An 11386-nucleotide genomic window follows, 5' to 3' on the forward strand; every position below is an offset into this window, starting at 1 on the left:
CCCTTCGACGCCCTTGGCGCCCCGGAGGGCCGCATCCATGATTCCCGTGTCGCGGCCTCCCGTCAGCACGATCCATCCGGCTCGCGCGGCGAGCTCGCCGAGCTCTTCGGCGAGCTGCACGTCCCTCGGAGACGCTTTCTCGCCGGCGCCCATGATTCCGAGAACGGGACGGCGACGGGCGGTCGCGGGTGGGGCGGGGACGAGTCGCGGGTCGGGGCGCCGTTCGGTCACGGGAACGATGATACGCGCGGCGGCAGCGCCGTCGCCGCAGTCACGAGTCGATCAGTCGCGAGTCGCGAGTCGGAAAAGGGGACTCCCCGCGCCGACCTGGCCGGTGCGGCCGCCGATGCCGGGAGAGGTGGAGAAGAACGGCGTCGGCGAACGCCGACTTGCGACCCGCCGACTCGTGACTTCCGCCTTCCGACGCGCGACTGTCCGACTCGCGACTCGACTTCGGCGCCGGGGCCCCGAAGTCGCTTATCTTTTCTTCGTCGCGGCGCCGCTCTTCAGGTACTCCTCCATCACGTCGTCCGGGAGCCAGTAGATCTCGGTGCCGTTGACGTAATACGTCGGAGTCGAGTTGACGCCGAGATATCCCCCTTCGTTCATGTCGCGGCGGATCGCGGCGAACGACGGCTCCTGGAGATAGCACGAGAGAAAGTCCTTGCGTGAAATTCCGGCCGAGTCGACGAAATCGAACACCTGCTGGTCGAGGCGGTCGAGCGTGAGCGTGTCCTGGTTGTCGTAGCAGATCTGCTTGAACTTGAAAACGAGATCCGACGAGAGCTTCTGGAGGCACGCGGCCGCCGAGGCGGCTTTCGTCGACCAGTGGTGCGTGACCCACAGCGGATAGAACTTGTAATACCGGCGGATGCCGAGCTTCGCCGAATATTTGTCCATGAGCTTGTCCATCTGCTGCCCGCGCCGCTTGCAGAAAGGGCATTCCATGTCCGCGTACTCGACGACCGTGATCTTCGGGTTGTCGGCGCCGTAGGAGGGCGACTGGGACAGGTCGATCATGGCCTTCCGCTGATCGGGGGCGGACTCGGAAAGCTTCCAGAGGGTGCCCATCAGGAAAACGGAGCCGTCCGGCTCGACGTAATAGTGGAGCGGCTGGCTGAAGTATCCGGTGTCGACCTCGACGCGGACGGCCTTCACGCCGGCCTTGTCGGCGGGCGAGTCGAGGTACGCGCGCGACCGGGCGCCGAACATCTTCGAGAAGTAGTCGCCGATCCCCCCGATGTCCGCGTCGCTGCGGATCGCCGCGGTGACTTTCTGCGCCTGGCTGTTCTTGATGATGGTCCCGGTGAAGATCCACTTGTCGTCGTCGGAAACCAGCATGTCCTGCTTCGCGTCGAGCTTCTCGTATTTCCCCTTGCGCTCGACCGTGTACGCGTGGAACCCGCGGATGTCGCTCTTCGGATCGGCTTTCGCGGTCACCCGCGACTCGGGCTCCCAGGGGAGGAATTCGGAGGCGAATCGCTCCACTTCCGGGGCGATCCCGCGAGCGGGAGGCGCGGCCGCGGGAGCCGGAGAGCCGAATGCGCGCCCGGCGAGCGCGCCGGCGATGGCCGCGGCCGAGAGCGCCGCCCGGAGCCGGAGGAGATTCGTCGGAGTCGGTTTCATTTCCACCTCAAACGGAAAACCGCGCGTTTCATTCCCGCCGCGGGATCTTTTTCGCCGCCGGATCATATCCGGTCGGAGGCGAATCGCACGAGGAGGGCCCCCGCCTCGACCGCCTGACCGGCGGCGCAGCACACCTCGGCGACGACCTGGTCCGCGTCGGCGCGGATCTCGTTCTGCATCTTCATCGCTTCGAGGATCAGGAGGAGGTCTCCCTTCGCCACCCGGTCCCCTTCCGCGACGCGGACTTCGAGCACCCGGCCGGGCATCGCCGCGACGACCTCCGCCGCCCCCTCCGCCTCGGCTGCCCCCGTCGAGGCGTCCCGGGGATCGAAGAGGTGCAGGGCCATCTCGACGCCGCGCGAGCGGAGACGCGTCTCCTTCCGGCCCGGCGCCACGCGCGCGCGGATGACGCGGCCGTCCTCGAAGATCGCGACGAACGTGCCGTCGGCGCGCGGGAGGAGCTCGAGCCGAAAGCGGGCCCCTTCGACGTCGACCGCGGAGACGTCGCCGGTCGCGTCGACGGTGACGGCGGCGTCCGCGCCGTCGGGCCGGACGAGCCGGAAGATCCGCTTCACCGCCGCGCCTCGCGCCGCGCGGCGTCCCGCCAGGCGGAGGTCCGGCCGCGGCGCGGCGCCGCGAAGCGCTTCTCCTCGCTGCGGGCGAGGACGGCGGCCGCGAGCGCCACGAGATGATCGTCGGGGGCCGCGTCTCCTCCTCCGAGACCCGCCGCGAGCCGGCGGTCGAGCCACCCCGTGTCGAAGGAGGCCGCGAGGAAGTCGGGATCGGAGACGAGCCGTCGGAAGAACGGCAGCGACGTGTGGATCCCGATCACCTCGTACTCGGAAAGCGCTCTCGCGAGCCGCGAGACCGCTTCGCGGCGATCGCGGCCGTGGACGATCAGCTTGCCGAGCATCGGGTCGTAGTCGATCGGGACGACCGAGCCGCTCTCGACGCCGACGTCGTGGCGCACGCCGGGTCCCTGCGGCAGCGAAAGCGACTCGATCCGCCCCGGAGACGGTGCGAACTGGCGGTCGGGGTCTTCCGCGTAGACGCGGCATTCGATGGCGTGGCCGCGCGGGGCGATGTCCCCCGCCGAGAAGGAGAGCCGCTCGCCGAGCGCGATCGAGATCATCTCGCGCGCGAGGTCGACGCCCCAGACCTCCTCGGTGACCGGGTGCTCGACCTGGAGCCGCGTGTTCATCTCGAGAAAGTAGAAGCGCCCGTGCCGGTCGAGCAGGAACTCGACGGTGCCGCACGAGACGTACCCGACGGCCCGCGCCGCCGCGAGCGCGGCCTCTCCCATCTTCGCGCGCAGCGCCGCGTCGACGACCGGCGACGGGCACTCTTCGACGACCTTCTGGTGCCGGCGCTGGATCGAGCACTCGCGCTCGCCCACCGCGACGCCCCGTCCGTTCCCGTCGAAGACGACCTGGACCTCGACGTGGCGCGCGCCGTCGACAAGCTTCTCCGCGTAGACCTCCGGATCGCCGAAGAACGCCTGCGCCTCCGACGTGGCCCGGTCGAAGGCCGAGTCGAGCTCCCCTTCCGCGGCGACCGTCCGCATCCCCTTGCCGCCGCCGCCGGCCGACGCCTTGAGGAGAATCGGGTATCCCGCCTCGCGGCCGAAGGCGTGGAGGTCCGCGCGAGTGGCGCCCCGCGCCATTCCCGGGACGACGGGCACGCCCGCGGCGATCATCCGGCGGCGGGATTCGGTCTTCGACCCCATCGCGTCGATCGCCGAAGGAGGCGGCCCGACGAACGTGATGCCGGCGTCCGTGCAGGCCGACGCGAAGCCGGCGTTCTCGGCGAGGAAGCCGTAGCCCGGATGCACGAGCGTCGCGCCGGAGCGCTTCGCCGCGTCGAGGATGCGCTCGACGGAAAGATACGACTCCCGCGCGGGCGGCGGACCCAGCCGGTACGCCTCGTCGGCGAAGGCGACGTGGAGAGACCCCTTGTCGGCGTCGGAATAGACCGCGACCGTCGGGATCCCCATCTCGCGGCACGCGCGGAAGATCCGAATCGCGATCTCGCCGCGATTGGCGACGAGGAGCTTCGGCCTCAACCTCGCCGCCTCAGAGGGGAATGTTCCCGTGCTTCTTCGGCGGAAGCTTGTCGCGCTTCGTCGCGGCGAAGGCGAACGCCTGGATGAGCTTCCGCCGCGTCTCGGAGGGCTCGATGATCTCGTCGACGAACCCGCGGCGGGCGGCGACGTAGGGATTGGCGAACTTCTCGACGTACTCGGCGACCTTCTCCTTCTTCTTCTCGCCGTCCCCGCCGAGCTCGCGCTTGTAGAGGATCGCGACCGCGCCCTCGGGGCCCATCACGGCGATCTCGGCCGTCGGATAGGCGAAGTTGAAGTCGGTGCGGAGGTGCTTGGAGGCCATCACGCAATAGGCGCCGCCGTAGGCCTTGCGGGTGATGACCGTCACCTTCGGCACCGTCGCTTCGGCGAAGGCGAAGAGCAGCTTCGCGCCGTGCCGGATGATTCCGCCGTACTCCTGCTTCGTTCCGGGAAGGAAGCCGGGGACGTCCTCGAAGACGAGGAGCGGAATGTTGAACGCGTCGCAGAACCGCACGAACCGCGCGCCTTTCACGGACGCGTCGATGTCGAGGACGCCGGCGAGATAGGCCGGCTGGTTCGCGACGATGCCGATCGAGCGCCCGTTCAGGCGGGCGAAGCCGACGAGGATGTTCCGCGCGAAGTTCGCGTGCACCTCGAAGAAACGGTGGTCGTCGGCGATCGCCGAGACGAGCTTCTTCATGTCGTACGGCTTGTCCGGTTCCTCCGGGATGAACGTGTTGAGCTCCGCGTCCTCCCGGTCCGGCGGATCCGCGGTCTCGACGAACGGCGGCTCGTCGAGGTTGTTGCCCGGAAGATAGCCGAGGAGCTCGCGGATCGCCGCGAGCACGGCGGCGTCGTCGGGTCGCGAGAAGTGCGCCACGCCGGAGACCGACGAATGCGTCTTCGCCCCGCCCAGCTCTTCCTTCGTCACGGTCTCGTGGGTGACGGTCGCGATGACGTCGGGTCCCGTCACGAACATGTACGAGGACTTCTCCGTCATGAAGACGAAATCGGTGATCGCCGGGGAGTACACGGCGCCGCCCGCGCACGGGCCGAGGATCGCGGAGATCTGCGGAACGACGCCGGAAGCGAGCGTGTTCCGCAGGAAGATGTCGGCGTAGCCGCCCAGCGACACGACTCCCTCCTGGATGCGCGCGCCGCCGGAATCGTTCAGGCCGATCAGCGGAGCGCCGTTCTTCACGGCGAGGTCCATGACCTTGCAGATCTTCTCGGCGTTGGTCTCCGAGAGCGACCCGCCGAAGACGGTGAAGTCCTGGGCGAACACGTACACCGGCCGCCCTTCGACGAGGCCCGCGCCGCAGACGACGCCGTCGCCGGGGATGTCCACCTTGTCGGCTCCGAAATCGCGGCAGCGGTGCGACACGAGCCGGTCGATCTCGAAGAACGAGCCGGGGTCGAGGAGCAGCTCGACCCGTTCGCGCGCGGAGAGCTTCCCCTCGCGGTGCTGGCGCGCGATCCGCTCGGGGCCTCCCCCTTCGACCGACTGCCGCCGCATCTGCTCGAGCTGCTCGATCTTGCGCTCGAGCGTCACAGGACGATCCCCTTCTGTTCGGCGAGCTTCCTGCGGATCTTCCGGAAGAGCTCGTTCGAGTCGAGGCCGCCCGAGGAGATCTCGGCGCGCGAGGCGTCGACGAGGCGGCGCGCCTCCTCGTCGATGTCGCGCTCGCGGCGCATCTCCTCGGCGAAGACGGCGCGGACGGCGTCGGCGAGGGCGCCCGGCGATTTCTCCTGGAAGAGCCCCCGGCGCGCGAGCCGCTGGGCGATGCGGACCGCGAGAAATTCCGTCCGCCGCTCGGCAAGGCTCATAGTCTCCGATCATACCGGCGGCCGGAGGGGGGTTCAATGAGCAGGCGCGCGATACGCAAGGTTATACGCGTCCGTCGGCCCGGCCGTCGGCACGACGTACGCTCTCGGTACGCCTTGGCCGCCGCCCGGTCCGCCGAACGCGTCTTCCCGCACGTCTCGCGGCGCCTTCCAGAACTGAACAGAAGCGATTGCGGGATTGCGCGTGCGCTGAGCGACGAGCGCACCGTCGGCTTCCGATACCCGACCGCGGCGACCGCCTTTCCGAGCGAGTTCAGCGACGGCGCTCGCCGATCGCTGCAACGAGCGAGCGACACCCGTTAGAATCCGGCGGTGAGTCATCGCCCCGCTCCGCCGCCGCTCGATCTGCCTCTGCTTTCGCGCTGGATCGAGCCGCTTGCGAAGGACGGATTCGCCGATCTCTTCTTCGAGTGGAAATCGGAGCTCCACCTCTCGGTCCAAGACGGCTCGATCGGCGGCTCGATGTTCACGGTCGAGGGCGCGGTCTCGGCCCGCGCGCGCCGCGGCTCCCGCGTGGTGCTGACGGCGTCGCCGCGTGCCGACGAGGCGGGGGCGCGCGACGCGGTCCGGCGGCTCGCCGCGATCCTCTCGTCGTCGAACTTTCCGAAGAGCGCGGAAAACCCCGCCGCCGAGCCGCGCGGAGAGACGGAAGACCCGGCGCGATGGACGAAGAAGATCTCGGCCCTGATCTCCCGCGCGTTCGAGAACCGGCCCCACCGCGTCGAAGTCCGGCGGCGGCATTCGACGCGACTCGTCGTCCCCGCCGGCCGGCCGCCGTCGCGGCACGACCGGCCGCGGCTGTCGCTCCACGGAGAGTTCCTCGGCGACACCCGGGGCGGCCCGCGGTGGCGCGCGTTCAACTTCCATCTCCCGGAGGCGGACGACGGCGCGTTCGAGGAGCTGCGCCAGCGCCTGCGGAGCCTCGCGGCCGGCGGCCCCGGACCGGTCCCCCCGACGTCGGGCGCGACCGACGTCATCCTCGAGAACGGCTCCGGCGCGTTCTTCTTCCACGAGGTCCTCTCCCATCCGCTCGAAGCCGACGCGCCCGCCTCGAGGCTCGCGAATCTCTCGAAGGCGCGGCTCTGCCCGCGCGAGATCGAGGTGGCGGACGAACCCTCGCGCCTCGACCTCTTCGGCGGCTACCCGGTCGACGACGAAGGCGTCCCGGCGCGGCGCACGCCGCTCCTTTCCGCGGGGCACCTCGCGGGTCCGCTCCGCGACCGCCTGCGGTCCGATCCGCTCCATCCCTCCACGGGGAACGGGCGGCGTCCCTCGGCGTTCGACCACGCGGCTCCGCGCGGGTCGAATCTCGTGGTCGGTCCGGGAGGGGCGAGCGAAGAAGAGATGCTCCACCGCCTCGGCACCGGAATCCGGATCGAGGAATTCGACGGCGGCTCGGTCGATCCCGCATCGGGACGTTTCCGCCTGCGGTTTCCGGCGGCGCAGGCGGTGCAGCGCGGACGTCTCGGACAGCCGCTCGGGCCCGGCCATCTCGAAGGAGAGGTGGTCGAGGCGCTCGCGGCGGTCGATCCGCTGCTCGGCGCGCGGGCGAAAGCGTGCCGGCAGCTCGCGTGGTGTGCGCGCGAGGGAAAGATCCTCCCGGTGGGCGGCGAAGCGCCGGCGATGATCGTGCGCCGGATGCAGGTGTCGCCGCGGTGAGCGGCGCGAAGGGATCCGCGGTGAGCGGCGCGAAGGGATCCGCGGCGAGCCACGCGAAGGGAGCGCGGTGAGCGGCGTCCGGGAGTCGCCGATGGGCCTCGCGCTCGATCCCGTCCGCGGGGAGCTCTCCGCCCGCGCCGGAGAGCGGTGGGAGATCTTCGGCAAGCGCGCCGCGGCGGCGGAACTGCGCGTCGCGGCGCCCATCCGGGAAGAATCGGAACGCGTCGAGGACGGGTGCGCGGCGCGCTGGGAGGAGAAGGGTCAGGCGCATTTCGCGGCCGCGACCTCACCGGCGCTCCTGGTGGACGTGATCCGCGAAACGGCGCGTTTCGGCCCGGGGGGCCCGGAGCCGCTCCCGGCGCTACCGACCGGGACCTTCGCGCAGCCCGCCGATCCGAGCGCGGCGCCGCCGGCGGACGCTTTCGAACAGGTCGCGCAGCTCCTCGCGTCGGAGTCGAAAGGACAGGCGAGGCTCACCTCGCTGAGCGTGGCGTGCGGGGAGATCGTCGAGCGCATCGAGAACGGCGCCGGATTCGCCGGCGGACGGACGCGCCTCTTCGGCTACGGCAACGCCCGCGCGGTGGGCGTCGCCTCCGAGCGGCGGGTCACGGCCGACGTGGTCTTTCCGGTGGGACCGGCCGGCGCGTTCGACGCGGCGAAGGTCGCCCAGTCGCTCGCGGACCGAAGCCTTCTTCCGCTCAAGGGGCGGGCGTGCCCTTACCCGCGCGGGGAGCTGCTGCTCGACCCGTCGGTGTCCGCCGCGCTCCTGGCGGCGACGCTGCCGCTCTTCTGCGGCGACGCGCACCGGATGCTCCTCTCGCGGCGATACCTGGACCGGAACGGTCGCTTTTCGGCCGAGGGCGTCTCCCTCGTCGACGACCCCTCCGGCGAGGGTCCTTTCGATGGGGAGGGCGTGCCGGTGCGGCGGAAGGAGGTCGTGAGCGAAGGCGTCTTCCGCACGCGCCTCCACGATCTCGGTTCGTCGGCCCGAGCCGGCGAGAGCCCGACCGGAAACGCCGTGCGCCCGTCGTTCCGGCTTCCGCCGCGGCCCGGAAGCGCGCTCTTCACACTCGACGGAAAACGCTCGGCGACGGCCACGGAGCTCCTGGCGTCCGTCACGCGCGGGCTCTACGCGACCGCGCTCGCCGCGCCCCCCCGCATCGATCTCGAGAACGACGCCTACCGGCTCGAAGTCGAGGGATGGGCGCTGCAGGCCGGACGCGTGCGCTCCCCGGTCGCCGCGGCGACGATCCGCGGAAGGCTGTCGGAGCTCTGGAAAGGGATCGGAGGGGTGGGGACGGACCGCCGCATCTTCCCGCTCCAGTCCCTCGTCTCCGCCCCGACGCTGTTCGTGACGAAGGCCACGTTCAGCTGACGAGCTCGACGCCCCCGCTCAAACAATACACGACGGCGACTCCGGGAGCGTTCGTGAGCGTCACGAACGCGACGGTGGCGGCGGCTCCTCCTGCTGCATCGCCGGATTCGGCGCGTTTTCGTCCTCGGGAGGGGCGGGAATGGCGGCGGGAGGCGGCGCCGGGGCGACCACCTGCTGCTGGGGAGGCTGCCGATTCCGCCGGAACCGATCGAGGAGCTGCTGGCGACGGGCGTCGGCGGGCGTCGTCGGCGCGGCTTTTCCGCCGATCAGCGGGGCCGTGGTCGGCGAACCGGTTCCCACGAGCGCGGCCGGCTCGCCCTCCTCGGGCTCCTCGTCGAGCTCCGCCGTGTCCACCGGCCGCTGGGGGTGCAGACGTTCCCAGACGGCGCGATCGGAGAAGCTCTCCGCGTCGGCCACGTCCACGCCGGCAAGGTCGCGATCGTAATTCTCGAGCGAGGCCAGATAGAGGAGCCGCGTCTGGACGGCGAGCGGATTCCGCGACGGCCAGCGGAGCGACGGATCGATCCGGAGCGCCTTGGCATACTCGCGGATCGCGTCCTCGTTGCGGCCGTCCTTCTCGAGGAGGAATCCGAGATGGAAGCGGGAGAGAGGAAAACCGGGCTTCCGCTTGATCGATCGCTCGTAGGCCTTGATCGCGTCCCCGGACTTCCCCTCCTTCTCCCAGAGGAGGCCCTCGTTGTAGTCGGCGAGAAAGAACTCGCGGTCGAGCTTCGCGGCCTTCCGGTACTGGTCGGCCGCCTCCTTCGCGAAACCGCGCCGGGCGAGCAGGTTCCCCAGATCGTTGCGGAGGCCCGGATCGGAGGGATGCGCTCGGACTTTCGCCGTGAGATCCAGGATCTCGCGATCGAGGAGATCGCCGCTCGAGAGATACGGCTCGTAGAAGGCGGCGCCGCGGCGTTTACCGGTCGACGGCGCCTCGGGAGCCGGCTCGGGCGCCGGAGGAGCCGCCGCCGCCGGTGGGGCGGCCTGCTGGACCGGGGCGGGGGGCGGGGTCGTTCGCGCCGCGGGGTGCGGCGTCGGCCGCGCCGTGAAGGGCGAGCCGACGGCGCTGGACGGCGCGCTCGGAGTCGTGGTGGACGCCGGAGGAGTCGCCGGCGGCGCCGGGACGTTCGACGTCGGCGACGACGAGGCGTCGGGAATCGTCGTCAACGTCGTCGGAATTCCGGGTTGGCCCGAGACGCCGGTCTGCGCGAAAGCCGCGGCGCTCACGGCGAACGACGCCGCGGCGGCCGCGATCACGATTCGAGAATTCATGCCGTCTTCCCTTTCGATGGACGGGCGATCAGGCGCACCCGGCCCCCGTCTCCGGCGACCTCGAACTCCCACCCCGTCCTGCCCGTTTTTGCCGCCAGAGCCTCCCGCTCCTTCGCGAGCTGGTTTTGGAATTTCTCGAAGCTCAGCTTCGATACGTCTTCGCCGTTTTCCCGGCGCGCCTGGACGAAGCGGGCGAACAGAGCTTCGTCGGGCGTGCGCGGCGCCTCCGGGTGTACGGAGGAGGAGGGCCGGGCGTTGGCCGGCGCCGCGGCGGCGCCCCGGGCGAACCGGCCCCGGCCTTCCTCCTTGTCGCGCACGGCGCGTTCCCAGTGCTCCAGCTGGCTGTTGTACCGCCCGAGCACCGTGTTCAACCGGTACCGGTCGGCCGGCGAGTCGATCTTCTGGGCGGAAAGCGCGCGCGCCATCTCCTGGAGGCGTCGGCGGCTTTCCGCCGGGAGCCGGCTGTTCGTCCCGTAAAGGAACACGTCGTATTCCCTCCCGACCCGGATGATCGCCTCTTCGAACGCGGTGAAGTCCTTCTCCAGCGAAGACATCTGCTAACCTCCCCATTCTAACGGCTATGAGGTGCGCGTCGTCTTCTTCGCCGGGCCGCAAGACGCCCCTGGCGGCGTCCTGCGGCGCCCGATGAGGGCCTCCCGCAAGGCCCCGGGACCCGGGCCCCGGCCCGCCGCGGAGCGCCCGCCGTCGATCGAACGGGTGCTGTCGGACCGCCGGGCGGAGCCGCTCGTCCGGCAGTTCGGCCGCGAATCGGTGAAACTCGCGGCGCGCGCGGCTGCGAAGGAAGGAGGCCTCGACGTCGAGGGCATCCTCGCGCGTTCGGCGCGCGTCCTCGCCGAAGAGTTCGCGGCGGAATCTCCCCGCGTCGTCAACGCCAGCGGCGTCCTGATCCACACGAACCTCGGACGCGCCCCCCTGGCGGCGCGAGTCCGGCGAGCCATCGCGGACGCGGCGGAGGGCTACCACGCCGTGGAGCTCGACCTCGCTTCGGGAAAGCGCGGCTCGCGCGGGACGAAGGCCCGCGCGCTCGCGGCGCGGCTGGTCGGAGCGGAGGACGCGCTCATCGTCAACAACAACGCGGCGGCCGTCCTGCTGGCCCTCGCGGCGCAGGCGCGAGGCGGAGAAGTGCTCGTCTCGCGGGGCGAGCTCGTCGCGATCGGCGGTTCCTTCAAGATTCCGGAGATCCTCGAGGCCTCCGGCGCGCGGCTCCGGGAGGTCGGGACGACGAATCGCACGAAGATCGCGGACTTCGAACGCGCGCGAACGAAAGCGACGGCGGCGGTGCTCACCGTGCATCCTTCGAATTACGAGATCCGCGGCTTCGCCGAGCGCCCCGCGTTTCTCGAGATCGCGCGCTTCTGCCGGGCGCGCCGGCTCCCCTGGATCCACGATCACGGCTCGGGAACGATCGTCGACCTCTCCCCGTTCGGCATCGCGGGAGAGGAGCGGGCGGCCGACGCGCTGCGCGCGGGGGCCGACCTGGTGGCGTTTTCGGGGGACAAGCTCCTCGGCGGACCGCAGGCGGG

11 protein-coding genes are annotated in these 11386 nt (G+C 70.7%); 3 read left to right on the forward strand and 8 right to left on the reverse strand.

What is annotated here, in order from left to right; genetic code table 11:
• From VFS34_17265 to VFS34_17290, 6 genes are all read right to left on the reverse strand, one after another.
• Positions 1 to 231: hypothetical protein (locus VFS34_17265; protein HET9796200.1), on the reverse strand; the 231-nt coding region annotated here is incomplete at its 3' end.
• A gap of 246 nt (positions 232 to 477) precedes the next feature.
• Positions 478 to 1626: a thioredoxin domain-containing protein gene (locus VFS34_17270; protein ID HET9796201.1), complete on the reverse strand. Its 1149-nt coding sequence runs from the start codon at positions 1624 to 1626 to the stop codon at positions 478 to 480.
• Positions 1627 to 1688: 62 nt separating this feature from the next.
• Positions 1689 to 2201, reverse strand: coding sequence for a biotin/lipoyl-containing protein (locus VFS34_17275; GenBank protein HET9796202.1), 513 nt, complete (start codon positions 2199 to 2201; stop codon positions 1689 to 1691).
• Positions 2198 to 3688, reverse strand: coding sequence for a biotin carboxylase N-terminal domain-containing protein (locus VFS34_17280; protein HET9796203.1), 1491 nt, complete (start codon positions 3686 to 3688; stop codon positions 2198 to 2200). The genes VFS34_17275 and VFS34_17280 overlap by 4 nt, the downstream gene beginning before the upstream one ends.
• Positions 3689 to 3698: 10 nt before the next feature.
• Entirely contained in the window at positions 3699 to 5204 is a 1506-nt protein-coding gene (locus VFS34_17285; GenBank protein HET9796204.1) for an acyl-CoA carboxylase subunit beta, read from the reverse strand.
• A gap of 32 nt (positions 5205 to 5236) precedes the next feature.
• Entirely contained in the window at positions 5237 to 5515 is a 279-nt protein-coding gene (locus tag VFS34_17290) for a DUF507 family protein (GenBank protein HET9796205.1), read from the reverse strand.
• Positions 5516 to 5845: 330 nt separating this feature from the next.
• Between VFS34_17290 and VFS34_17295 the strand changes: the two genes are divergently transcribed.
• Together VFS34_17295 and VFS34_17300 are read left to right on the forward strand one after the other, a co-directional pair.
• Positions 5846 to 7192: a TldD/PmbA family protein gene (locus tag VFS34_17295; protein ID HET9796206.1), complete on the forward strand. Its 1347-nt coding sequence runs from the start codon at positions 5846 to 5848 to the stop codon at positions 7190 to 7192.
• A gap of 67 nt (positions 7193 to 7259) precedes the next feature.
• Complete coding sequence (locus VFS34_17300) at positions 7260 to 8567, forward strand: metallopeptidase TldD-related protein (protein ID HET9796207.1); 1308 nt, start codon at positions 7260 to 7262, stop codon at positions 8565 to 8567.
• A 60-nt stretch (positions 8568 to 8627) separates the two neighbouring features.
• Here VFS34_17300 and VFS34_17305 read toward each other — a convergent pair whose 3' ends face one another.
• Together VFS34_17305 and VFS34_17310 are read right to left on the reverse strand one after the other, a co-directional pair.
• The gene (locus tag VFS34_17305; GenBank protein ID HET9796208.1) at positions 8628 to 9842 is read right to left on the reverse strand and encodes a tetratricopeptide repeat protein; all 1215 of its coding nucleotides are present in this window, start codon (positions 9840 to 9842) and stop codon (positions 8628 to 8630) included.
• Positions 9839 to 10396, reverse strand: coding sequence for an MXAN_5187 C-terminal domain-containing protein (locus VFS34_17310; protein HET9796209.1), 558 nt, complete (start codon positions 10394 to 10396; stop codon positions 9839 to 9841). The genes VFS34_17305 and VFS34_17310 overlap by 4 nt, the downstream gene beginning before the upstream one ends.
• 91 nt (positions 10397 to 10487) lie before the next feature.
• Between VFS34_17310 and selA the strand changes: the two genes are divergently transcribed.
• Positions 10488 to 11386 (forward strand): L-seryl-tRNA(Sec) selenium transferase (gene selA / locus VFS34_17315; GenBank protein ID HET9796210.1); only part of this gene is annotated, 899 nt, incomplete at its 3' end.

The organism is Thermoanaerobaculia bacterium (assembly GCA_035717485.1).
Taxonomy (GTDB): domain Bacteria; phylum Acidobacteriota; class Thermoanaerobaculia; order UBA5066; family DATFVB01; genus DATFVB01.

Bases quoted from the DNA above. Each gene is read 5' to 3' on its own strand.
- VFS34_17305 (HET9796208.1), bottom strand. From the start codon at position 9,842: ATGAATTCTCGAATCGTGATCGCGGCCGCCGCGGCGTCGTTCGCCGTG.
- VFS34_17270 (HET9796201.1), bottom strand. From the start codon at position 1,626: ATGAAACCGACTCCGACGAATCTCCTCCGGCTCCGGGCGGCGCTCTCG.
- VFS34_17290 (HET9796205.1), bottom strand. From the start codon at position 5,515: ATGAGCCTTGCCGAGCGGCGGACGGAATTTCTCGCGGTCCGCATCGCC.
- VFS34_17310 (HET9796209.1), bottom strand. From the start codon at position 10,396: ATGTCTTCGCTGGAGAAGGACTTCACCGCGTTCGAAGAGGCGATCATC.
- VFS34_17285 (HET9796204.1), bottom strand. From the start codon at position 5,204: ATGCGGCGGCAGTCGGTCGAAGGGGGAGGCCCCGAGCGGATCGCGCGC.